Below are 23,629 nucleotides of genomic sequence, written 5' to 3' on the forward strand. Positions count from 1 at the left end.
CACTCCCATTTGGCAACATCAGCCACCGGCACGACAAGGATTCGCATGAGCCAGGCGTCTGCCCAACATACCCCGATGATGGTCCAGTACCTGAAGATCAAGCGCGAGCATCCCGAGGTGCTGCTCTTCTATCGCATGGGCGATTTCTACGAGCTGTTCTACGACGACGCCAAGCGCGCCGCGCAATTGCTCGACATCACTCTGACCCAGCGCGGTCAATCCGCCGGCCAGCCGATTCCCATGGCCGGCGTGCCCTATCATAGCGCCGAGAGTTACCTGGCACGACTGGTCAAGTCGGGAGAGTCGGTGGCCATCTGCGAGCAGATGAGCGATCCCAGTACCGCCAAGGGCCCCGTGGATCGCCAGGTCGTGCGCATCGTCACGCCCGGCACCCTGCATGACGAAGCCTTGCTCGACGCACGCCGTGACAATCTCGTGCTGGCCGTGCATCCCCACGGAGAACGCTGGGGCATGGCCTGGCTAGAGCTTTCCAGCGGCCATTTCAGCGTGCTCGAAGTCGATGGCGAGAGCGATATGCTCTCCGAGATACAGCGCCTCGATCCCGCCGAACTGCTCGCCGCGGAAAGTCTGTCACTACCGCCCAGCCTGGTGGAGCGTCCCGGTTTTCGCCGCCAAGGCGACTGGCTGTTCGATCTGGAGAGCGCTCAGCGCTTGTTGTGCGATCAATTCGGCGTAGCCGACTTGCGCGGCTTCGGTTGCGCACATCTCACCACCGCGCTGACCGCTGCCGGCGTGCTCATCGACTATGCCCGCGACACCCAGCGCTCGCGCTTGCCACATGTCACCGGCATCGCCGTGGAGACACGCGACGAAGCCGTGGTGATCGATGCCGCCAGCCGCCGCAACCTCGAGATCGACATCAATCTCGGTGGCGGCTTCGAGAATACGCTGGCCAGTGTGCTGGATACCACCGCCACCGCCATGGGCTCGCGTCAGTTGAAGCGCTGGCTCAACCGGCCGCTGCGCGATACCGTTCAGATTCAGGCGCGCCAGGCAGCGGTACAATGTCTCATCGACGGCGAGCGTCATGCCGCCCTGCGCGACCCCCTCAAGGCCATCGGTGACATCGAACGCATTCTCGCCCGGGTAGCGCTCTACAGCGCCCGGCCGCGCGACCTGGCCCGTCTGCGCGATGCCCTCAACGCCCTGCCCGCGCTGGAGCGCGACTTGGCCGAGCTCGACGACGGCACCGCCATCGACGAACTCAAGCGCCACATCCAGCCGTACCCCGAACTCGCCGAGACGCTGACCCAGGCGCTGGTCGACAATCCGCCCGTGGTGATCCGCGACGGCGGCGTCATCGCCACCGGCTTCGACGAGGAACTCGACGAATATCGTGGCCTGGCCGAGCACGCCGGGGACTATCTGGTCGAGCTCGAGACCCGTGAGCGCGAACGCACCGGCCTGGCCGGTCTCAAGGTCGGCTACAACCGGGTGCATGGCTACTACATCGAGATTCCGCGTGCCCAGGCCCGCGAGGCCCCAGCCGAGTACATCCGCCGCCAGACGTTGAAAAACGCCGAGCGCTTCATCATCCCCGAGCTCAAGGAGTTCGAGGACAAGGCACTGTCGGCCAAGTCGCGCGCACTGGCCCGCGAAAAGCTGCTCTACGACGGCTTGCTGGAAACGCTCAACGTCGACCTCCAAGCACTCCAAGGCACCGCACGCGCCCTGGCGACCCTCGACGTGCTGGCATGTTTCGCCGAACGTGCCTTGGCGCTGGATTTCGTACGCCCCCGCCTGAGCGATCAGCCCGGGCTGCGCATTCGCGGAGGGCGTCATCCGGTGGTCGAACATGTCAGCGATCACCCGTTCGTGCCCAACGACCTGATGCTCGATGAAACGCGGCGCCTGTTGGTCATCACCGGGCCCAACATGGGCGGCAAGTCCACCTACATGCGCCAGGCGGCCTTGATCGCGCTGCTCGCGCATACCGGCAGTTGCGTGCCCGCCGACGAGGCAGAGATCGGTCCCGTGGACCGGATCTTCACGCGCATCGGTTCCAGCGACGATCTCGCCGGCGGCCGCTCGACCTTCATGGTGGAGATGACCGAGACCGCCACCATCCTGCACAATGCCACCGAACATAGCCTGGTGCTGATGGACGAGATCGGGCGCGGCACCAGTACCTTCGACGGCCTCTCGCTGGCCTGGGCCAGCGCCGAGCATCTGGTCGAACGGCGCGCCTTCACGCTCTTCGCCACGCACTACTTCGAAATGACCGCGTTGACGGAGCCCTATGACGGCGTGGCCAACGTGCATTTGACCGCCGCCGAGCACCGCGATGGCATCGTCTTCATGCACCGCGTCGAGGAAGGGCCGGCGAGCCAGAGCTACGGGCTGCAGGTGGCACAGCTCGCCGGCGTGCCGCCTCGGGTCGTCGCCCGGGCACGTGAAAAACTCGCCACCCTGGAACAACAGGAAGTGCATCAAGCCGGCACGCGTGGCGGCATGGGTGACAGCGACGCTGCCACGCCACAGCAGGCGGACCTGTTCGCCAGCGCGCCACATCCGGTCGTCGAGGCACTGGAAAAGCTCGACCTCGACGAGATATCCCCGCGTCAGGCCATGGCCTTGCTCTATGAGTGGCGCGAACAATGCTGAGGGGGCGTTTGGCTATGAGGCCATTCCAAAACGTTTGCGGCACCGGCTTGCCCGCACGCCGGGCGCGCGACTAAAATGTGGCGCCATTAGAATATGCCATTATAAATCGCTGCCTCGTTTATAACCTTGCTGTCAGTTCCGGGCACCGCCGCGACCGAGATTCAGGAGACCCCCCATGACATTCGTCGTCACCGAAAACTGCATTCGCTGTAAATACACCGACTGCGTCGAAGTCTGTCCGGTGGACTGCTTCTACGAAGGCCCCAATTTTCTGGTGATCCACCCCGACGAGTGCATCGACTGCGCACTGTGCGAGCCGGAATGCCCCGCCGAAGCGATCTATTCGGAAGACGAATTACCCGACGACCAGACGTCTTTTATCGAGCTCAACGCCGAACTTTCCGAAGTCTGGCCCAATATCAGCGAGAAGAAGGACCCGCTTCCCGACGCTGAGCAATGGGACGGTAGCGCTGACAAGCTGCAATACCTCGAACGCTGATCGGGTCGCAACATCCTCGGCGCGCCACGCAACGCCGGCCTCTCGACGAGGCCGGCGTTTTTCGACCCGTCAGAAAAGCACACACAAAAAAAGCGGCCCGAAGGCCGCTGCATCCCATTCATCCCTGAGCGGGTCCCTCCGCTCGACTCTCTGAGTGCGCTCCATGCCTGCCATGGGCTCCCTCCACGACAGGCGCACCCTGCTGCATCCCAATCTGCCTCCAGGTAAGCAATGCCTTTGCTCATCCTGTGCAGACGCATTGTTGCGGAAGCCGTGGCAGGCCTCAACCGGGCCCATCCCCTGACGTTTCCCCGAGAGCGTCGGGCAGGGAATATAAAAACCTTTTAAAAACAACGAACTAAAATAAACAAGGAACGTTTATCGCACCTATTGCTCTTGTTTATCGCCGATGGATGGCATTCTTTGTACGAAATGTCTTACAAACAAAGAATCCCAAACTTACACACTTCCCGCAGAGCACCGCCCGCACGAGGCATCAAACAAAACGGCGGCCCTGTGGCCGCCGCGAAGCTGCAAACGTCATGTCATAAGGACGAGTAGTGTACCGGTATCAGCCCTGTCCCTTGATCGCCGCCAGCCCCGGATACACGGCCTGGCCTTCCAGCGCCTGCTCGATGACCAGCAGGCGGTTGTACTTGGCCACACGGTCGCTGCGGCAGAGCGATCCGGTCTTGATCTGACCGGCGGACGTGCCCACGGCCAGGTCGGCGATGGTGGTATCTTCGGTCTCACCGCTACGGTGCGAAATGACCGCGGTGAAACCGGCGTCCTGCGCCATCTTGATGGCGTCCAGCGTCTCGGAGAGCGAGCCGATCTGGTTGAACTTGATGAGGATGGAGTTGCCGATGTGCTCGTCGATGCCGCGCTTGAGGATGCGCGTGTTGGTCACGAACAGATCATCGCCGACCAGCTGCACCTTGTCGCCCAGCTTCTCGGTCAGAGCCTTCCAGCCCGCCCAGTCGGACTCGTCCATGCCATCCTCGATGGAGACGATCGGATACTGATCGCAGAGTGCCGCGAGGTAATCGACGAAGCCGGCCGCGTCATAGGACTTGTCTTCGCCCGAGAGGATGTACTGGCCGTCCTGATAGAATTCCGAGGCGGCGCAGTCCAGGGCCAGGGTCACCTCCTTGCCCAGGGTATAGCCGGCCTTTTCCACGGCCTCCTGGATGACCGCCAGCGCCTCGGCGTTGGATGCCAGATTGGGCGCGAAGCCGCCCTCGTCGCCCACCGAGGTCGACAGACCGCGCGCGGCGAGCACCTTCTTGAGGGTATGGAAGACCTCGGCACCCATGCGCAGCGCTTCGCGAAAGTCGGGCGCGCCCACCGGTTGAATCATGAATTCCTGAATATCGACATTGTTATCGGCATGCTCACCGCCATTGAGGATATTCATCATCGGTACCGGCATGCGGAACTGACCCGGCTGGCCGTAAAGCTCGGCAACGTGCGCATAGAGCGGTACGCCCTTCTCGATGGCGGCGGCCTTGGCGGCCGCGAGCGATACAGCGAGGATGGCGTTGGCGCCGAGTCCCGCTTTATTGTCAGTGCCATCCAGCTCGAGCATGGCGTTGTCCAGGCCACGCTGGTCGAGCGCGTCCTTGCCCACCAGGGCGCCGCGTATCCTGCCATTGACGGCGTCGACTGCCTTGAGCACACCCTTGCCCAGATAGCGCGACTTGTCTCCGTCACGCAATTCCAGCGCTTCGCGGGAGCCGGTGGAAGCGCCGCTCGGCGCGCACGCCGTGCCACGCACGCCACTCGCCAGCACGACATCGGCCTGAACGGTCGGGTTGCCGCGGGAGTCCAGCACTTCGAGCGCGTGGATATCTTTGATCTCAGCCATTGCGAGTCATCCTCGTGTTAACGATGGGTCGTTTCAGCATATCGAGAGGGTAGCGGTCGCGTTGACCGCTACGGGCGGCTCCGCTCGTCGTGTACTCGACTATCGCATGCGTCGGTGTCTCAGTCGATTTCCAGGGGCGCGAATCCCTTGACCAGGTCGTCGATCGACTTGAGCTGACTCAGGAACCCTTCGAGTCGGTTCAGGGGCAGCGCGCATGGACCGTCGCACTTGGCGTTATCGGGGTCGGGATGCGCCTCGAGGAACAGCCCTGCCAGCCCTACTGCGACGCCCGCGCGTGCCAGCTCGGCGACCTGCGCACGACGCCCATCGGCACTGTCGGCACGGCCACCAGGCTGCTGCAGCGCATGGGTGACATCGAAGAAGACCGGGTAGCCCGTCTTTTTCATTTCCCCGAAGCCCAGCATGTCGACCACCAGATTGTTGTAACCGAAGCTGGCACCACGCTCGCAGAGTATCAGCCGCGAATTGCCGGCTTCCTCGCACTTGCGGATGATATGACGCATCTCATGCGGGGCGATGAATTGCGGCTTCTTGATATTGATCGCTGCGCCGGTCTCGGCCATCGCCACCACCAGATCGGTCTGGCGGGCCAGGAAGGCCGGCAGCTGAATCACGTCGGCCACCTCGGCGACGGGCTTCGCCTGCCAGGGCTCGTGCACGTCGGTGATCACCGGCACGTTGAAGCGTTCCTTGATCTCGGCCAGCCATTCGAGCCCCTTCTCCAGGCCCGGGCCACGATACGAGTGGATCGAGCTGCGATTGGCCTTGTCGAAGCTGGACTTGAAGACATAGGGCATGCCCAGGCGTCCGGTGACCTCGACATACGCCTCGGCTACTTCCAGGGCCATCTCGCGGGATTCGAGTACGTTCATGCCGCCGAACAGCGTCAGCGGCAATGAATTGCCGGCCCTCAGGCCGGCAAACTCAATCTGCTTGGATATCTCGGCCATAGTGCTTCCTCAGCTCTGCTGTTGTGCACGTGCCCGCGCGGCCGCAGCTTTATACTCCAGCGCGGCGTTGACGAAACCGGAGAACAAAGGATGCCCATCGCGCGGCGTGGAGGTGAATTCCGGGTGGAACTGGCAGGCCACGTACCAGGGATGATCAGGCAGCTCGACCATTTCGACCAAGGAGTGGTCGGCGCTCTTGCCGGAAATCACGAGGCCGGCGTCTTCCAGGGCATCGACGAACTGGTTGTTGACCTCGAAGCGATGCCGATGGCGCTCGGTGATGTCCTCCAGACCATAGGCCGCATGTGCCCGCGTGCCCGGTTTGAGATGGCATATCTGGCCACCGAGCCGCATGGTACCGCCCAGATCCGAGGCCGCATCGCGCAGCTCGATCTTGCCTTCGGCGTTGACCCACTCGGTGATCAGCCCCACCACCGGGTGCTGGGTATCATGAGTGAACTCGGTGGAATTGGCATCCGCCCAGCCCGCGACATGACGGGCATATTCGATGACCGCCACCTGCATGCCCAGACAGATCCCCAGATAGGGCACGCCGTTCTCGCGGGCATAACGCGCGGTGGCGATCTTGCCTTCCACGCCTCGCTCGCCGAAGCCGCCCGGCACCAGGATGGCGTCCTTGCCGGCCAGACGCTCGGTGCCGTGGTGTTCGATGTCCTCGGAGTCGATGTAGTCGATGTTGACCTTGACCCGCCCCTGGATACCGGCATGGATCAACGCCTCGTTGAGCGACTTGTAGGCGTCGAGCAGCTCCATGTACTTGCCGACCATGGCGATGTTGACCGACTTAAGCGGATTCAGCTTGGCATCCAGCACCCGCACCCACTCGGCGAGATCGACCTCGTCGGCCTCGATACGCAGCTTGTCGCAGATGATGTCGTCCAGGCCATGCTCGTGCAGCATCAACGGGATGCGATAGATGGTATCGGCGTCCTGCAAGGGCACCACCGCGCGTTCCTCGACGTTGGTGAACAGCGCGATCTTGCGTCGCTCGCTTTCCTCCAGCTCGACTTCGCTGCGGCAGATGAGAATATCCGGCTGAATGCCGATGGAGCGCAGTTCCTTGACGCTGTGCTGGGTCGGCTTGGTCTTGGTTTCGCCGGCGGTCTTGATATAAGGCACCAGCGTGAGGTGCATGAAGAGTGCCTGGCTGGCGCCCTTCTCGCTACGAATCTGACGCGTCGCCTCGAGAAACGGCAGCGATTCGATATCGCCCACCGTGCCGCCGATTTCCACCAGCGCGACATCGAACCCATCCCCGCCTTCATAGACCCGGCGCTTGATCTCGTCGGTGATATGCGGAATCACCTGCACGGTGCCGCCGAGATAATCGCCGCGACGCTCCTTGCGCAGCACGTGCTCGTAGACGCGGCCGGTGGTGAAGTTGTTGCCCTGCGTCATCTTGGTGCGGATGAAGCGTTCGTAATGGCCCAGGTCGAGATCGGTCTCGGCGCCATCTTCGGTGACGAACACCTCGCCGTGCTGGAACGGACTCATCGTGCCGGGATCGACATTGATGTACGGATCCAGCTTGAGAATGGTGACCTTGAGGCCGCGCGCCTCGAGGATCGCCGCGAGGGAAGCGGAGGCAATGCCCTTGCCGAGTGAGGACACAACACCGCCGGTCACGAAGATATATCGCGTCATGGAAAACCTGTCGAAACGTGATCTGAAGGCCGTGGAGAGAACCGGGCCTGGATGGGACGCCAGAATAGCAGATTCCCCACGAGCGCTCAATTTGAGCTTCGAGCGGAAGCATATCGAAAGCGGTACAAGGGAACAGGTCGTCGCAAGGGGCTTTTGCCAGGGAGGACAAAAGTAGCGCGCCAGGGATGTATTTACAGCCCCCGCGTAGACCCGTTGCCGAAGAAGCCAGTAGAGCAAAGCTACCGACACCGGTAGCCTTGCCCCATCAAGCGTTACACGCCGAGGTAGTCGAGGATGCCCTCGCCCGCCTGACGGCCTTCATAGACGGCGGTGACCACCAGGTCAGAGCCACGCACCATGTCACCACCGGCGAAGACTTTCTCATGGCTGGTCTGGAAGGCAAAGCCACGCTCGAAGTCACGCTGTGCCGGCGCCTTGACGCGACCGCGTTCGTCGAGGTCGATGCCCACCGTGTCGAACCAATCGGCAGGGTTGGGCTGGAAACCGAAGGCGATGATCACCGCGTCGGCGGCGAACACTTCTTCCGATCCCGGCACTACCTCGGGCCGCTGACGCCCATTGGCATCCGGCTCGCCGAGACGCGTGCGCACCAGCTTGACGCCCTCGACCTTGTCCTCGCCGACGATGGCCACCGGCTGGCGATTGAACAGGAACTCCACGCCTTCCTCGCGAGCATTGGCCACTTCCTTGCGCGACCCAGGCATGTTGTCCTCGTCGCGACGGTAGGCGCAGGTCACGCTGGTCGCACCTTGGCGAATCGAGGTGCGATTGCAGTCCATCGCCGTATCGCCGCCGCCCAGCACTACCACGCGCTGGCCCTCGAGTGACACGTAATCGTCGGGCGTCTTCTCGAAGCCCAGGCAATGGTTGACGTTGGCGACCAGGAAATCCAGCGCCTTGTGCACGCCGGGCAGATCCTCGCCGGGGAAGCCGCCCTCCATGTACTTGTAGGTGCCCATGCCCATGAACACGGCATCGAATTCGTCGAGCAACACCTCATGCGACACGTCGGCGCCAATTTCCACGCCCAGACGGAATTCGATCCCCATCTCCTCGAAGACCGCGCGGCGACGCTTCATGACGTTCTTCTCGAGCTTGAACTCGGGAATGCCGAAGGTCAGCAGCCCGCCGATCTCGGGATGCTTGTCGAACACCACCGGCTTGACGCCGTTGCGCACCAGGATATCGGCACAGCCCAATCCCGCCGGCCCGGCGCCGATCACCGCGACGCGCTTGTCGGTCCACTCGACCTTGGACATGTCCGGCCGCCAGCCCATGGCGAAGGCGGTGTCGGTGATGTACTTCTCCACCGAGCCGATGGTGACCGCACCGAAGCCATCGTTCAGCGTACAGTCACCCTCGCAGAGGCGATCCTGCGGGCATACACGACCGCACACCTCGGGCAGCGAGTTGGTGCTGTGCGATAGCTCGGCGGCGGCGAGGATGTTGCCCTCACTGACCAGCTTCAGCCAGTTGGGAATGTAATTGTGGACCGGGCACTTCCACTCGCAATAAGGGTTGCCGCAATCCAGGCAGCGATGCGCCTGGCTGGCCGCCTCGCCGGGCTTGTAGGGCTCGTAGATCTCGGCGAATTCGCGGGCGCGGGCACGCGCGTCCTTCTTCTGCGGATCTTGCCGACCGACATCGATGAACTGGAAATCGTTATTCAGACGGGTTGCCATGATCGTCTCTCCTGTTATTCAGCGAGTAGCAGGCGCTACTCAGGCCGCCGACGGCGCTTATTCCGGCTGACGCCGAGATTGCGCCAGCAGGCCGTTGAGGCTTGCCGCCTTGGGCTTCACCAGCCAGAAATGGCGGATGAAGTCGGAGAAATCCTCGAGGATCGCCTGCCCCCGTGCAGAGCCGGTTTCGGCGACGTAGTCCTCGATCATCTCCCGCAGATGGCGCCGGTAGGCTTCCATGACCTCGGTATTGATGCGGTGGATCTCGACCAGTTCGTGGTTGTACTTATCGACGAAGGTGCGATCTTCGTCGAGCACATACGCGAACCCGCCGGTCATGCCCGCCCCGAAGTTGATGCCGGTCTCGCCAAGCACCGCGACCAGGCCACCGGTCATGTATTCGCAGCAGTGATCGCCGGCGCCTTCGATGACCGCGTGCACCCCGGAGTTGCGCACCGCGAAGCGCTCACCCGCCGTGCCTGCCGCGAACAATTTGCCGCCGGTCGCACCGTACAGGCAGGTATTGCCGATGATCGCCGTCTTGTGGCTTTCGAAGCGGCTCTCGCGGGGGGGCACGATGACGACCTTGCCACCGTTCATGCCCTTGCCGACATAGTCGTTGGCATCGCCTTCGAGATAGAGCTGCAGGCCACGCGCGTTCCACACGCCGAAGCTCTGCCCGGCCACGCCGGAGAAGCGCGCGGTAATCGGCGCGTCTTCGAGCCCCGCTTCGCCATAGCGCTTGGCGATCGCGCCGGACACCCGGGCACCCACGCTGCGGTCGCAGTTGGTGATCCGGAAGCTGAACTCCCCGCCCGACTTGGCTTCGATGGCCGGCAGCAACGCCTCCAGCACTTCCTGATTCTTGGCACCGGGATCGTGCGGCTCGTTGCGACCGACCTGGCAAAATTGCGGCGCCCCCTTGGGCACATGATCGTTCTGCAGTAACGGCATCAAGTCGAGCTTGCGCTGCGACGCCGTCTCACCCTCGAGGATCTCGAGCAGGTCGGTACGCCCGATCAGGTCGGTCAACTGGCGCACGCCCAGCAGTGCCATAAGCTCGCGTACTTCCTCGGCGATGAAGCGGAAGTAGTGCTTGACCATGTCCACGGTGCCGCGGAAATGCTCGTCGCGCAGATGCTGGTGCTGGGTCGCGACGCCGGTGGCGCAGTTGTTGAGGTGGCAGATGCGCAGGTACTTGCAGCCCAGCGCCACCATCGGCGCGGTGCCGAAACCGAAGCTCTCGGCGCCCAGGATCGCCGCCTTGACCACATCGAGACCGGTCTTCAGGCCGCCGTCGGTCTGCAGGCGAATCTTGTCGCGCAGACTGTTGATGCGCAGCGCCTGATGCACCTCGGGCAGCCCCAGTTCCCACGGGCTGCCGGCATGCTTGATCGAGGTCAGCGGACTCGCCGCGGTACCGCCATCATAGCCGGAGACGGTGATCAGGTCGGCGTAGGCCTTGGCCACGCCGGTGGCGATGGTGCCGATGCCGGGCTCGGAGACCAGCTTCACCGACACCTGGGCGGCCGGGTTGACCTGCTTCAAATCGAAGATCAGCTGGGCCAGATCCTCGATGGAGTAGATATCGTGATGCGGCGGCGGCGAGATCAGCGTCACGCCCGGCACGGCGTAGCGCAACCGTGCGATCAGTTCGTTGACCTTGCCGCCGGGCAACTGGCCGCCCTCGCCGGGCTTGGCACCCTGCGCGACCTTGATCTGCAGCACCTCGGCATTGACCAGATAGGCCGGTGTCACACCGAAACGCCCGGAGGCGATCTGCTTGATCTTCGAGGAGCGAACGGTACCGTAGCGGGCCGGGTCCTCGCCGCCCTCGCCGGAGTTGGAGCGTCCGCCGGTCTCGTTCATGGCCTGCGCCAGTGCCTCGTGGGCTTCCGGCGACAACGCCCCGAGCGACATGCCGGCGCTGTCGAAGCGCGGCAGCAGGTTCTCGACCGGTTCCACCTCGTCGAGCGGCAACGGCTCGGGGGCCGGCTTGAGCATCAGCAGGTCGCGAAGGGTCGCCACCGAGCGCTCGTTGACGGTCTGTGCGAACTGCTTCCACTTGGCGTAATCGCCGCTTTGCACCGCACCTTGCAATTGCATGACCACGTCGGGGTTATAGGCGTGGTATTCATGGTCGTGCACGTACTTCACCAGACCGCCCTGACGGATGCCCTTGCGTGGGATCCAGGCATCGCGGGCCAGCAGTTCCTGCTGGAGCTGCAGCTCGGCGAAACCGGCGCCCTCGATGCGCGAGGCCATGCCGGTGAAACACATGTCCATGACCTCGGAGGACAGCCCCACGGCCTCGAACAACTGCGACCCGCGGTACGATGCCAGCGTCGAGATCCCCATCTTGGAGAGGATCTTGTAGAGCCCCTTCTGCAGGCCCTTGCGGTAATTCTCGCGGGCGTCCGCCGGGTTGCCGGTCAGCTCGCCGGTGTTATGCATGTCGGCCATGACCTGATAAGCCAGGTACGGATACACCGCCGTGGCCCCCACGCCGAACAGTACCGCCATCTGGTGGGCATCGCGGGCATAGCCCGTCTCGACCACCAGGTTGACGCGCGGCCGCAGGGTCTTGCGGCCCAGGTGATGATGGACCGCGCCCACCGCCAGCGCAGGGTGAATCGGCAGCTTGCCGCGCGTCAGATCGGCATCCGACAGCACCAGAATCACCTTGCCGTCGCGGGCGGCATCCTCGGCCCGCTGACATAGGGCGAGCAGCGCCTGCTTGAGCGTGTCGTGCTCGGGGTCGTATCCCAGGCTCAGCGTGTGGCTCGTGAACGCCGGATCGTCCTGCGTCACCAGCGCGGTGAACTTGCGCGGCGAGAGCACCGGCGTGGTCAGAATCAGGCGGTGCGCATGCTCGGGCGTCGCCTCGAAGACGTTGAGCTCGGCGCCGCAACAGGTTTCCAGCGACATCACGATCGCTTCACGCAGCGGATCGATCGCTGGATTGGTGACCTGAGCGAACTTCTGCCGAAAATAATCTGTCAGCAGGCGTCCATGACGCGAGAGCACCGCCATCGGCGTGTCGTCGCCCATCGACCCCACCGCCTCTTGGCCGCCTTCGGCCAAGGGTCGCAGCAATTGACCGCGCTCCTCGGACGTCACCTGAAACATCTTCTGATAGACGTTGAGTTCATCGCGCGCCATAGGCTGGAAGCGTGCCAGCTCGGTGAGTGCCGACTCCAGATAATGCGCATGCTGCTTCAGCCAGCGCCGATAGGGATACGCCGAGCGCAGGCGTTCATCGACGTCAGGCGTGTGCAGGAGTTCGCCGGTCTGGGTGTCCACCGCGAGAATCTGTCCCGGCCCCACGCGCCCCTTGGCGACGACATCCTCGGGCTTGTAATCGTAGACGCCGATCTCGGAGGAAAGCGTGATGTAGCCGTTCTCGGTGATCACCCAACGCGCCGGACGCAGCCCATTGCGATCGAGCATGCACACTGCGTGGCGACCATCGGTCATCACCAGGCCGGCCGGGCCGTCCCAGGGCTCCATGTGCATGGAGTTGTACTCGTAGAAGGCGCGCAAATCGCCATCCATGGTTTCGACGTTCTGCCACGCCGGCGGCACCATCATGCGCACCGCGTTGTAAAGGTCCATGCCCCCGGTCAGCAATACCTCGAGCATGTTATCCATGCTCGAGGAGTCGGAGCCCGAGGTATTGACGATCTCGTCGAGCTCGGTGATCTCCGGCAACAACGGCGACAGGAAGTTTTCCTTGCGCGCATTGGCCCAGCCACGGTTGGCCTCGACCGTATTGATCTCCCCATTGTGCGCCAGGAAGCGAAAGGGCTGCGCCAGCGGCCAACGTGGCGCGGTATTGGTGGAGAAGCGCTGATGGAAGACGCAGATCGCCGTGTGCAGTCGCTCGTCACCCAGATCGCGATAGAAGGTGGGCAGGTCCGCCGGCATCATCAGTCCCTTATAGGACACCACCTCGGAAGACAACGAGCAGATATAGAAGTCTTCTTCTGTCTTGAGCGCTTGCTCGGCATAACGCCGCGCCATGAACAGATCGACATTGAACGCCTGGGTGTCGCGCGCGTCGTCCGCCTCGACGAAGACCTGGCGAATGCGCGGCAGACATTCCAGCGCCATGGGACCACAGACCGACGCGTCGGTGGGCACCTCGCGCCAGCCGCTGACACGCAGACCGCGCGCCGTCAGTTGCGTCTCCAGCACCTCGCGCGCATGCGCCTCACGCGCATCGTCATCGGGTAGAAACACACTCCCCACGGCGAAGCGCTCGCCAAGTTCGATGGCCAATTCCTCGCGAGCCACGATGCGCATGAAATCGCTAGGCATCTTGAATAGCAGACCGCAGCCATCGCCGGTCTTGCCGTCGGCGGCGATACCACCACGGTGGGTCATGCAAGTCAGGGACTCGATCGCGGTCTTGAGCAGGTCATGACTCGCCTGCCCTTCCATATGCGCAATCAGGCCGAAGCCGCAGTTGTCACGGAACTCGCCAGGCTGGTGAAGGCCTCTCATCATGGGCGTGCCTCACAATTTTTGAAAACTTGTGTCCAGAAATAATCGTGTTATGCTTAACGGTTATCTTTTATTTTTGAAGGTCGAAAAGCACATCATTCGGTGGCGCTTTGGGGTGAAAAAGGCCAATCAGCATAGCCCCTGCCCCCCACTCAAGCAATTCCAGTGCCTACCACGCCCCTCCAAAACCGTGCGACATCGCGGATCCAACTCGCACCCTCCCCAAAAAACACCCTTTTATCAGTTAGTTACGTAAAAAACGCGTGAGAAAGCGCCACCATGCGACTTTAGTCGAATATTTTACGCCACCCCATGCCGATTACGCATGAGGCATGCCGATATGGAAATATTGTCGCGCGAAATTCCCCTGTGCACAAACGTGCGGACCCTCGCTGCGCCACCAGCAAAAACGCCTGCCGAAGGTGGCAGGCGTCATGGTCGTTCATCGTTCAGGTCCAGGCAGGATCAGCGACGCGGGAAGTCCGTGAGCAGCGCGTCGAGCATGTCGGAGGGCGTCGCATCGTGAATACAGGCGTCACCCAGTCGTGACAGCAATACCAGGCGTAACCGCGCATCGATGTTTTTCTTGTCCAGCCGCATGATGGAGAGAAAGTCGTCGCCGCTCATCGACGCCGGCGCCGTCACTGGCAGACCGGCATGCGCAATGAGCGCCTCGACGCGTAGCACCTCGTCAGGCTCGAGCCAGCCGAGCCGCTGCGATAACGCAGCGGCCATCAACATGCCCGCCCCTACGGCCTCGCCGTGCAACCAGTTACCGTAACCCTGATGCGACTCGATGGCGTGACCGAAGGTATGCCCCAGGTTGAGCAGCGCTCGCTGCCCCTGCTCGGTTTCGTCGGCGGCGACGATCTCTGCCTTGATCGCACAGCTTCTGAGGATGGCGTCGGTGAGCGCGTCGGCGTCGAGCGCCCGCAATGCCGACATGCGCGCCTCCAGCCAGGCGATGAAGTCGACATCCTGTATCAGGCCGTATTTGATGACCTCGGCGAGCCCGGCGGATAACTCTCTGGCCGGCAGCGTGGTGAGCGTCCGGGTGTCGATCACGACCGCCCGCGGCTGCCAGAAGGCACCGAGCATGTTCTTGCCACGCGGATGATTGACGCCAGTCTTGCCGCCCACCGAAGAATCCACCTGCGACAACAGCGTGGTGGGAACCTGCACGAAAGCCACACCGCGCTGATAGCACGCCGCGGCGAAGCCTGCCATATCGCCGATCACGCCACCGCCGAGTGCCACCAGCGTGCAGCGACGATTGAAGCCGGCAGCGAGCAGCGCATCCCAGATGCGCTCGACACTGGCCAGTGTCTTGGTGTGCTCGCCATCGGGCAGCACGATCTCCCGCACGTCACGACCATCACCGCTCAACGCATGCTTGAGACGCTCCAGGTACAACGGCGCCACCGTTTCGCTGGTGACGATCATCACTTGCTGGCCGGCAAGATAGGGCACCAGCATGTCCGGGTCGTCGAGCAGCCCCGGCCCGACATGAATCGGATAGCGCCGCGCATCGAGTTCGACATGCAGACGTTGATAAGGCAATGCAGACGAGGCGGTCATGATCAAGCCTTTAGATCGAGTGGATCGGACAAACGCTTGGTACGGCGAATGATCTCGTTGACCACCGCCCGTGGGCCGCGCCGATCGGTGCGTACCGTCAGGTCGGCGGTGGCGCGATAAAGCGGATCGCGCTTGGCGAACAGCTCGCGCAGCACCTGCTCGGGATCGCCATGGCGCAACAGCGGACGGTTGCGATCGCGGGCCGTGCGCCGAATCTGCTGCTCGACGGACGTTGCCAAGTACACCACCGTGCCACGCTCACGCAGCGCCTGGCGGTTATCTTCGCGCAGCACCGCACCGCCACCGGTCGCAAGGACGATGGCTTCGCGGCCTGCCAGCTCACGCAGCATGGCCGTTTCGCGATCGCGAAAACCGCGCTCGCCTTCGACATCGAAAATCCAGGCAATATTGGCGCCACAGCGCGCCTCGATTTCGTGATCGCTATCGAAGAACGCACGCTTCAACTCGGCTGCCAGCAGGCGTCCGATGGTACTTTTCCCCGCGCCCATGGGGCCGACGAGAATAATCGTGGGCAGACCCTGCATCAGCGATTCGCCTGTTCGTCTCCGATGATCTTGGGGGTGATGAAGATTAACAATTCTACCTTTTCACTGGATTCCTGGGTATAGCGGAACAACGAACCGATGAACGGCAAATCGCCGAGCACTGGCGTTTTATAGAGATTGCGCAATTGTTCGGAGGTCAGTATGCCGCCCAACACCACCGTTTCGCCATCATCCACCAGCACCTGGGTCTCGATGGAATTGGTATCGATCGCCGGGGCACCGGCAAAGCTGTTGTCGGCGACAGTATCATTGTTGATCTTGAGATCCATGACGATGCTGCCATCAGGCGTGATCTGGGGCGTGACATTGAGCTCGAGCACCGCTTCCTTGAACTCCACGTTGGTGGCCCCCGAAGACGTCGACTCCTGATAGGGAATCTCCTGCCCCTGCTTGATGATCGCCGTCTTCTGGTTGGCGGTGATCACCTTGGGCTGGGAGATGGTCTGGCTCTTGCCTTCGCTTTCCAGGGCACGCAACTCCAGGTCGAGCAGGACATCGCCGGAGAGATACCCAAAACTGAAGGTGGAGCCGCTGCCATCGCTATCGCCCAGGTCGACGGACAGGCCGGCGGAAGCTTGATTGGCGCCACTGGGGTTGCGATCGACCACGCTGCCCACGCCATTCTCGTTGAAGCTGACCCCTTCGCGTTGCGAAACGCCCCAATTGATACCCAACTCCTGGGAGGCGGTATCGCGGGCGATGACGATGCGCGCTTCGATCTGAACCTGACGGACCGGCACATCGAGCTTGGCAAGCATATTACGGATGCTGGCCAGCTGCTCGGGGGTATCGCGCAACAACAAGGTGTTGGTTCGCTCGTCGACCACCACTCGCCCGCGCTTCGACAGCAAGCCAACCCCTTCACTGCCACGCAGCATTTCTGCCAGATTGGCGGCCTTGGCGTAGCGCACCTTGACGTATTCGGTCTCCAGAGGCGCCTGCTCCAGGCTTTCCTGCGTCTGCTGCTCCATCTGAGCCAGCTCGGCGGCGGGCGCCACCATGATGACATTGCCCTGGCGCCGGCTCGCCAGCCCATGGCTCTTGAGAATCAAGGCCAGCGCCTGATCCCAGGGCACCTGATCGAGGTTGAGCGTCACGCTGCCCGTGACGCTATCGCTGGCAACGATATTGACCCCGCTAAAATTGGACAGCACCGACAACACTTCGCGCACCTTGATGTTCTGGAAGTTGAGGCTGATCGGTTTGCCATCGTATTGCGGTACGCCGTTCACTGACGTTGACGCCTGCTCATCGCCTGGCTGCACCTCCACGATCAGCTTGTCGCCGCGCTGCGTGACCAGATGCTGAACGTCCTCGCGATTGTCGAACGTCAACGTCACCCCCTTCTCGGTCTCATCGGGCACGATGCGCGATACCGGGGTATCGAAATCACTCACGTCGAGGATATTGTTCAATTCTTCGGGCAGACGTACGCCGGGCAACGTGACCGTCAAGGTGTCGCCCTCGGTATTCGTTTGCGGCGTCACGCCGCCCTGATTGAGTGTGACCACCAAACGCCCGCCACCGCTCTCGCCGCGCCGGAAGTCGAAATCGCGGATGCGCGGTGCCGCGCCGCCCTGCATACCGGCCTCGCCCCCCAGGCGTACACGCAGACGCTGCCCCTGACGCTGGACCGAATAAGACTGAGGCTCCTCGAGATCGAAGACCAGACGCGTTCGCGCAGGTGTCTCGGCCACCCGCACTTCCTGCAAACCGCCTTGCCCCACCTCGAAGCGTTGTCGTTCGAGCCGACTGCTCGTCTCCGGCAGGTCGAGTACGACTCGCGGCGGCGATGCGTTGCGATAGCCATTTGGCTGGGGCGCCGGTCCATCGAATGCCAGCAGCGCATTGATCCCGCCGTCCCCACGCTGGACGAATTCAAGCGACGTCAACGCCGCCGCCTGTACGTGGGCACAGACGACCAGCCCGGCGAGGAAGAACCCGCCGATCAGCCAGTCGCGCAACGTCCGCATCATGTGGTTCTCCTGCCTTTACGTGGCCGCCATCACTCGGCGGCTTGCGATGATTCGTTGAATGCCAGGGTGCGACGCCGCTGACGCCAGGCGTCGCCGCCGTCCCGCACCCGCTCGACCAGTTCGATGCTGGCGTCATTAATCGCCGTGATACGCCCGTAATCGGTTCCCAGATGATCCCCCTCGAACAGACGATAGACGTTGCCATCCGGCGCGCGAATCAAGGCCGAGGGTTGCCCATCCACCGTCAATATCCCCACCAGCTCGAGTTGCTCCAGCGGGAAGCGTTCCAAGGGGTCGCGAGGACGCTGACGATCGGGACCGTTATCCTGAGATGAAAGCGCACTCTCCGCCTGCATACGGCGTTCGGCGTTGAAAGGACTCCGCTGCTGAGCCTGCGTGTAATGCGCCGTACGATACGTGGGTGAAGGCGGCAGTGCCTCGATGCTTCCTTCAGGACGCTGACGCAGATTATCCAGGCGCGCGTCCAAGGCATTCAGATCGGCATCACGGCAGCCGCTCAGCATCGCCAAGGCCATCAGCCCGATCAGCGGACCACGCCATCGCCGCCACATCGTCGACCACTCACTCATCGCCACCTCCCCCTGCCTTGGGGGCGGTGTCTTGGTGATAGCTGTAGGTGCGCGCCAGCAACGACAGGCGCAGCGTATCGCCATCGTCAACGGGCACTAGCGAGAAGTCATGCAGGGTGACGATGCGCGGCAAGGCTGACACGTTGGCCAGGAAGGCGGCGATATCGTGATAAGCGCCCCGCACCTGGATATCGAAGGGCTGTTCGACGTAGAAGTCTTTGGGCACCGGAGAGCGCAGCTTGATCGACTCGATGGCGAGCTGGTGGTCTTGCGCCGCATCGCTGATGTCGTCGAGCAACGCGGGCACCTCCGTATCGGTGGGCAGCATCTCCAGCAACGTCTGCATGCGCGCATCGAGCTCCGCCATCTGCATGCGCATCTGCTCTAGGTTCGCGGCCTGATAAGCGCGGCTCTCGTATTCCTGGAGCAACTGATCTTCGCGTGCCTGCAAGCTCTCGAGAGTCGCCTGGCTAGGCGCGGCGAAGAACCACTGGGCAACCCAGAAGACGGCCACAAACAGTGCCACCAGGCATATCGCCTGCAGCAACGCCGGCCACGTACCGGCCTCCTTGAGGTCCAGGTCGCGCCATTCGACCTCGCGTAATTGTCGCCACTGTGAGCGCAGACTCATGGCGCCTCCTGTGCATCACGACGTGGCGTTTGCGCCTCGACGCTTAGCTGGAAACGCTTCACCGCAGCATCCCCCTCGCTCGACTGCACGCTGGAAAGCGCCGGCGTGCCAAACACCGGCGACGCCGCAAGTTGCCGAAGCTGCTCGGAGACACGGCGGTTGGAGCGTGCCAGGCCACTGAGCTCGAGTCGATCCCCCTTGCGGACCAGACGCTCGTAATACACGCCATCGACCAGCGTCGCCGCCAGTTGGTCGAAGATGCGCACCGTCTGCGGACGACTGAATTGCAACTCACGAATCAGGCCAATCTGTTCAAGCATCCGCGCGCGCAATGCGCGATAGTCCTTGACCGTGGCGATGTCCTGCTCGAGGGCTTGCATGCGACGCTCGATCAGCGCCAGGCGGCCACGCTCGGCATCGATACCGGCCTGATACCAGCGCGCTACTCCCAAGGCGCACATCAGCGCCAATACCGCCACACTCAGCAGTCCGATATAGAAACGCCGCGTGCGTCGCTGCCGATGCGCCTCTCGCCACGGCAACAGGTTGATTTCGATGCTCATCGCCGCCCCCTCATCGCCAGGCCGCACGCGGTGAGCATGGCCGGCGCATCACTGGCGAGCGCCTGCACATCGACGCGTGACGCCACGCGCATGCGCTCGAACGGATTGGCCATCACCACCTCTAGTCCGCTTTGTGCCGCAAGCCGTTCACGCAGCCCCGGGATGACACTCGAACCACCCGCCAGCACCAGGCGTTGAATGTCACGGGGCTTACCCGAGGTATGATAAAGCTGTAGCGAGCGGCCGACTTGCTGAATCAGCATGTCGATGAATGGCATCAGGACTTCATGCTCATAATCCTCGGGCAAGCCGCCACGCTTCTTGGCCAGCCCCGCCTCCTCAAGACTCAAGCCATAGCGTTTGCGGATTTCCTCGGTCAGGTGACGCCCGCCCAGCACGTTATCGCGGGTGTAGGCAATGCGGCCGTCGATCAATACATGGAAAGCGTTCATGTTGGCGCCGATATCGACCAAGGCAACACACGCGCCCGCCTGGCCGGATGGCGCCTCGTGACGCAGCAGTTCGCTGGCCGCACGCTCCATGGCGAAGGACTCCACATCGACGGCGGCGGGCTCGAGACCGGCGCGGCGAAGAACGTCGGCCAGGTGGTCGACGTCCTGCAAACGGCACGCCACCAGCAGGATATCTTGCTGATCAGGATAACGCGCGTTGAGCCCCAGGCGCTGGAAGTCGAAGGCCACCTCATTGAGCGGGAACGGGATATGGCGCTCGGACTCGAGCTGAATGCGGGCCTCGATTTCGTCGTCACTCAAGGTGACCGGGTACGTCAGCGTCTTGGTGATAGTGGCACTGGCAGGCACCGCCGCCACCGCACGCCGCGAATGGGGACGCGCATGCTCGACCGCGCGCTTGAGCGTCGCGGCCACCTCGTCGAGGTCTCGAATGCGCCGTTCCACTACCGCGCCTTCGCGCAACGGACGAACGGCATAGCTGGCGATGCGCTGGCCCATCCCCGCGCGTTCGAGCTCGATCAGCTTGACGGTGGCCGAGGTGATATCCACCCCCACGAGACCTGGCTGGGACTTTTTAAACCGCCACAATGTCATACCCCTGCGAGATTCATCGGCATGGCACGGCGCTCGGTCTCGTCATGCGCCGAGTCAACCCGCTGCCCCACTGCTGGGCAAGCCGTTTTATTGTCAGCATGCCACACTATCGTATGAGGCATGCCACATTGCGCAAGGTTACATTATGCATACTGCCGTGACAGTCAATTCGCATCAACGCTAGCCCCCATGCAGCTGCGTTCTTATAATACCGACGGCAACGGATTGCACCACTCATTGCGGCCAGACCGCCACCCGAGACGACGGAAAACGCCTTTTCATGAAGCTTTTCAAACGCTTGTTAACGTCCATCCTATTGCTAATAGTGTCCTTGGGGCTGGGCTGCGTACTGGCCACTATCGGCGCCGGTATCTACTTCGCGCCGGGGTTGCCCGACGTTCGCCAACTGCAGGGCTTCGAACTGCAGACCCCACTGCGCGTTTACACGCGTGACGACAAGCTGATCGGCGAGTTCGGCGCTCAACGCCGTATGCCCGTCAGCTACGACGACATCCCCCAGTCTTATGTCAACGCCCTGTTGGCCGCCGAGGATGCCAGTTTCTTCGAGCACCCCGGCATCGATCCCAAGGGACTCGCCAGGGCGGCCCTGGAGCTGGCCACCACCGGCAGCATTCAGTCAGGGGGCAGTACCATCACCATGCAGGTGGCGCGCAACTACCTGCTCACGCTGGATCAAACGTTCACGCGCAAGATCCGCGAAATCCTGCTGTCGCTGCAAATGGAACAGGTGCTCAGCAAGCAGGACATCCTCGAGCTCTACGTCAACAAGATCTACCTGGGCAATGGCGCCTACGGTATCGGTGCCGCTGCCAAGAGCTATTACGACAAGCCGCTCGCACAACTCGATCTGCCGCAATTGGCCATGCTGGCGGGACTCCCCAAGGCGCCCTCTGCGCTCAACCCCTTGAGCAACCCCGAGCGCTCGCTGATCCGCCGCAATTGGGTCTTGCTGCGCATGCGCGAACTGGGCTTCATCGACCCCATTCAGTACCAGGCTGCCGTCAAGGCGCCGATCACGGCAAATCAGGCGCACTCGCAATATGAAGTCAATGCGCCCTATGTCGCCGAAATGGCGCGTCAATACGCCGTGAATCGCTTCGGCGATAACGCCTATACCGACAACATCAAGATCACGACGACCATCGACAGCCGTCTGCAAACCCTCGCTAGAAACGCCCTCGTGAACGGCCTGATCGAATATGACACACGGCATGGCTGGCGCGGCCCGGAAAAAACCGATATTCCTTCGAGCCTGGTGGAAGCTCAGGAAAACACCACTTCCCGGGGTCTCGAGAAAGAACTCTCCGAATCCCCCGAGGTCATGAAGACCGCACGCCAGGCCGCTAAAAGCAGCGAGCAGACAATCGAAGGTGTCGATGGCGATGTCAGCAACTGGCTCAAGGTGCTCGATCGCACCCCCACGCTCGGCCCCTTGAAGCCGGGTATCGTGGTGAGCACGGACGGTCGCCAGATGCGAGTACTCACCCGCGATGAGGGCGTGGTCACACTCGGTTGGGACGGCCTCGACTGGGCGCGGGAGTATCACAGTGCCGAATGGCGCGGCAAGGTGCCGGCCAATGCCAGCGCCATCGCGCAACGCGGCGATCTGGTTCGCGTGATGCAGACCGATGACGGCGACTGGCGCCTTTCCCAGATCCCCGGCGCCCAGGCCGCCATCGTCATCATGGATCCGCAGACGGGCGCCATTCGCGGCCTGCAGGGCGGCTTCAACTTCTCCGCCAGCAAGTTCAACCGCGCCATTCAGGCCAAGCGCCAGGCCGGCTCGATCTTCAAGCCGTTCATCTATCTTGCCGCGCTGCACAACGGCATGAGCGCCGCGACCATCATCAACGATGCCCCGGTGGTGATGTCGGACATGGGCGGCAAATGGCGCCCGGAAAATGCCGAGGGCGAGTTCCGCGGCCCCACCCGCTTGCGCGTCGGGCTCTATGAGTCACGCAACCTGGTGACCATCCGTGTCCTGCAGTCGCTGGGGCTGGACAATACGTTGACGTTCCTGGAGAAGTTCGGCTTCAGCAAGCAACAACTGCCGCATGGTCTTTCCTTGGCGCTGGGCAGTGCCTCGCTGACGCCGTTGGAGATGGCCAATGCCTATGCCGTGCTGGCCAATGGGGGCTTCAAGGTCTCGCCCTGGTACATTCAATCCGTCACCAAAGGCAGCCAGAACAAGCTGGTCGAGGAAGCCAACCCGGTGGTGGCCTGCAGGGAATGCGCCCCCGACCAGGAGACCGTCGCCCTCAACGGTGAAACCCGCCGCATCGCCGAGCGCGTCGCCAACCCCGAAGAGATGTACATCATCCGCGACATGATGCGTGACGTCATCGAGAAAGGCACCGGGCGCGGCGCCTTGGATCTCAACCGTGCCGATATCGTCGGCAAGACGGGGACCACCAACGACCAGCGCGATGCCTGGTTCTCGGGCTTCAACAGCGATCTGGTGGCCACCGTCTGGGTCGGCAAGGACGACAACACCACGACCGGGGAATACGGTTCGCAAGCCGCCCTGCCGATCTGGAAGTCGTTCATGGGCCAGGCGCTTCAAGGCCGGCCCGAAAGCATGCCCTCGCGTCCCGATGATATCGTCAAGGTGCGCATCGACCCCGCGACCGGGCTACGCCTGCATAACGATCAGCCGGGCGGCATGCAGGAAATCTTCCGCGAGAACAACCTGCCCGACTACAAGCCACGCTCGATTCAGCCCGAACTCGAGGACAGCAGCGGCTCGCAGGGCACCGGCACCTACGATGCCATTTTCTAAGCGACTCTCCATGGGTGGCCAC

At 62.6% G+C, this 23,629-nt stretch carries 15 protein-coding genes; 3 read left to right on the forward strand and 12 right to left on the reverse strand.

The genetic code is table 11. From position 1 onward, the window contains the following. Window positions 1-45: 45 nt before the first annotated feature. Window positions 46-2,625: a DNA mismatch repair protein MutS gene (mutS, locus tag C8E00_RS05825; RefSeq protein WP_133695596.1), complete on the forward strand. Its 2,580-nt coding sequence runs from the start codon at window positions 46-48 to the stop codon at window positions 2,623-2,625. A gap of 175 nt (window positions 2,626-2,800) precedes the next feature. After that, a complete protein-coding gene (gene fdxA / locus C8E00_RS05830) occupies window positions 2,801-3,124 on the forward strand; it encodes a ferredoxin FdxA (RefSeq protein ID WP_133695599.1) in 324 nt (107 codons plus the stop codon). 571 nt (window positions 3,125-3,695) lie between these two features. On the opposite strand, the gene eno is transcribed toward fdxA, so the two are convergent. From eno to pilM, 12 genes are all read right to left on the reverse strand, one after another. Continuing rightward, window positions 3,696-4,991 (reverse strand): phosphopyruvate hydratase, encoded by a 1,296-nt coding sequence (gene eno / locus C8E00_RS05835; RefSeq protein ID WP_133695601.1) that lies wholly within the window; start codon window positions 4,989-4,991, stop codon window positions 3,696-3,698. A gap of 119 nt (window positions 4,992-5,110) precedes the next feature. Then, the gene (kdsA, locus tag C8E00_RS05840; RefSeq protein WP_133695604.1) at window positions 5,111-5,962 is read right to left on the reverse strand and encodes a 3-deoxy-8-phosphooctulonate synthase; all 852 of its coding nucleotides are present in this window, start codon (window positions 5,960-5,962) and stop codon (window positions 5,111-5,113) included. Window positions 5,963-5,971: 9 nt separating this feature from the next. Then, window positions 5,972-7,627 (reverse strand): CTP synthase, encoded by a 1,656-nt coding sequence (locus C8E00_RS05845; protein ID WP_133695607.1) that lies wholly within the window; start codon window positions 7,625-7,627, stop codon window positions 5,972-5,974. Window positions 7,628-7,899: 272 nt separating this feature from the next. Continuing rightward, entirely contained in the window at window positions 7,900-9,330 is a 1,431-nt protein-coding gene (locus C8E00_RS05850) for an FAD-dependent oxidoreductase (protein ID WP_133695609.1), read from the reverse strand. A 57-nt stretch (window positions 9,331-9,387) separates the two neighbouring features. Then, window positions 9,388-13,839, reverse strand: coding sequence for a glutamate synthase large subunit (gene gltB, locus C8E00_RS05855; protein WP_133695611.1), 4,452 nt, complete (start codon window positions 13,837-13,839; stop codon window positions 9,388-9,390). A 462-nt stretch (window positions 13,840-14,301) separates the two neighbouring features. Beyond that, complete coding sequence (gene aroB / locus C8E00_RS05860; RefSeq protein ID WP_133695613.1) at window positions 14,302-15,414, reverse strand: 3-dehydroquinate synthase; 1,113 nt, start codon at window positions 15,412-15,414, stop codon at window positions 14,302-14,304. 2 nt (window positions 15,415-15,416) lie between these two features. Then, window positions 15,417-15,959 carry a shikimate kinase AroK gene (gene aroK / locus C8E00_RS05865; protein ID WP_133695616.1) on the reverse strand — a complete coding sequence of 181 codons (543 nt, stop codon included), beginning with the start codon at window positions 15,957-15,959 and terminating at the stop codon, window positions 15,417-15,419. Then, the gene (locus C8E00_RS05870) at window positions 15,959-17,956 is read right to left on the reverse strand and encodes a type IV pilus secretin PilQ (RefSeq protein ID WP_133695619.1); all 1,998 of its coding nucleotides are present in this window, start codon (window positions 17,954-17,956) and stop codon (window positions 15,959-15,961) included. Before C8E00_RS05870 ends, aroK begins: the two co-directional genes overlap by 1 nt. 29 nt (window positions 17,957-17,985) lie before the next feature. Continuing rightward, complete coding sequence (locus C8E00_RS05875; RefSeq protein WP_243833121.1) at window positions 17,986-18,546, reverse strand: pilus assembly protein PilP; 561 nt, start codon at window positions 18,544-18,546, stop codon at window positions 17,986-17,988. Further along, window positions 18,539-19,177, reverse strand: a complete 639-nt coding sequence (locus tag C8E00_RS05880) for a type IV pilus inner membrane component PilO (RefSeq protein WP_133695621.1) — start codon at window positions 19,175-19,177, stop codon at window positions 18,539-18,541. The genes C8E00_RS05875 and C8E00_RS05880 overlap by 8 nt, the downstream gene beginning before the upstream one ends. Further along, window positions 19,174-19,740 (reverse strand): PilN domain-containing protein, encoded by a 567-nt coding sequence (locus C8E00_RS05885; protein ID WP_133695624.1) that lies wholly within the window; start codon window positions 19,738-19,740, stop codon window positions 19,174-19,176. Before C8E00_RS05885 ends, C8E00_RS05880 begins: the two co-directional genes overlap by 4 nt. Continuing rightward, window positions 19,737-20,807: a type IV pilus assembly protein PilM gene (pilM, locus tag C8E00_RS05890; protein WP_133695626.1), complete on the reverse strand. Its 1,071-nt coding sequence runs from the start codon at window positions 20,805-20,807 to the stop codon at window positions 19,737-19,739. Before pilM ends, C8E00_RS05885 begins: the two co-directional genes overlap by 4 nt. A 280-nt stretch (window positions 20,808-21,087) precedes the next feature. On the opposite strand from pilM, the gene C8E00_RS05895 reads away from it, so the two are divergent. Further along, on the forward strand, window positions 21,088-23,607 hold the full coding sequence (locus C8E00_RS05895; RefSeq protein ID WP_133695628.1) for a penicillin-binding protein 1A: 2,520 nt from the start codon (window positions 21,088-21,090) through the stop codon (window positions 23,605-23,607). The last annotated feature ends 22 nt before the right edge of the window (window positions 23,608-23,629 follow it).

The organism is Chromohalobacter marismortui (genome assembly GCF_004364315.1).
Classification (GTDB): domain Bacteria; phylum Pseudomonadota; class Gammaproteobacteria; order Pseudomonadales; family Halomonadaceae; genus Chromohalobacter; species Chromohalobacter marismortui.

What these genes read in the sequence shown, in the direction of transcription:
- aroB (WP_133695613.1), bottom strand. Translation starts at nt 15,414, where the DNA reads ATGACCGCCTCGTCTGCATTGCCTTATCAACGTCTGCATGTCGAACTC.
- mutS (WP_133695596.1), top strand. Translation starts at nt 46, where the DNA reads ATGAGCCAGGCGTCTGCCCAACATACCCCGATGATGGTCCAGTACCTG.
- C8E00_RS05845 (WP_133695607.1), bottom strand. Translation starts at nt 7,627, where the DNA reads ATGACGCGATATATCTTCGTGACCGGCGGTGTTGTGTCCTCACTCGGC.
- C8E00_RS05885 (WP_133695624.1), bottom strand. Translation starts at nt 19,740, where the DNA reads ATGAGCATCGAAATCAACCTGTTGCCGTGGCGAGAGGCGCATCGGCAG.
- C8E00_RS05870 (WP_133695619.1), bottom strand. Translation starts at nt 17,956, where the DNA reads ATGATGCGGACGTTGCGCGACTGGCTGATCGGCGGGTTCTTCCTCGCC.
- pilM (WP_133695626.1), bottom strand. Translation starts at nt 20,807, where the DNA reads ATGACATTGTGGCGGTTTAAAAAGTCCCAGCCAGGTCTCGTGGGGGTG.
- kdsA (WP_133695604.1), bottom strand. Translation starts at nt 5,962, where the DNA reads ATGGCCGAGATATCCAAGCAGATTGAGTTTGCCGGCCTGAGGGCCGGC.
- fdxA (WP_133695599.1), top strand. Translation starts at nt 2,801, where the DNA reads ATGACATTCGTCGTCACCGAAAACTGCATTCGCTGTAAATACACCGAC.
- eno (WP_133695601.1), bottom strand. Translation starts at nt 4,991, where the DNA reads ATGGCTGAGATCAAAGATATCCACGCGCTCGAAGTGCTGGACTCCCGC.
- C8E00_RS05895 (WP_133695628.1), top strand. Translation starts at nt 21,088, where the DNA reads ATGAAGCTTTTCAAACGCTTGTTAACGTCCATCCTATTGCTAATAGTG.
- C8E00_RS05850 (WP_133695609.1), bottom strand. Translation starts at nt 9,330, where the DNA reads ATGGCAACCCGTCTGAATAACGATTTCCAGTTCATCGATGTCGGTCGG.
- aroK (WP_133695616.1), bottom strand. Translation starts at nt 15,959, where the DNA reads ATGCAGGGTCTGCCCACGATTATTCTCGTCGGCCCCATGGGCGCGGGG.
- C8E00_RS05875 (WP_243833121.1), bottom strand. Translation starts at nt 18,546, where the DNA reads ATGAGTGAGTGGTCGACGATGTGGCGGCGATGGCGTGGTCCGCTGATC.
- gltB (WP_133695611.1), bottom strand. Translation starts at nt 13,839, where the DNA reads ATGATGAGAGGCCTTCACCAGCCTGGCGAGTTCCGTGACAACTGCGGC.
- C8E00_RS05880 (WP_133695621.1), bottom strand. Translation starts at nt 19,177, where the DNA reads ATGAGTCTGCGCTCACAGTGGCGACAATTACGCGAGGTCGAATGGCGC.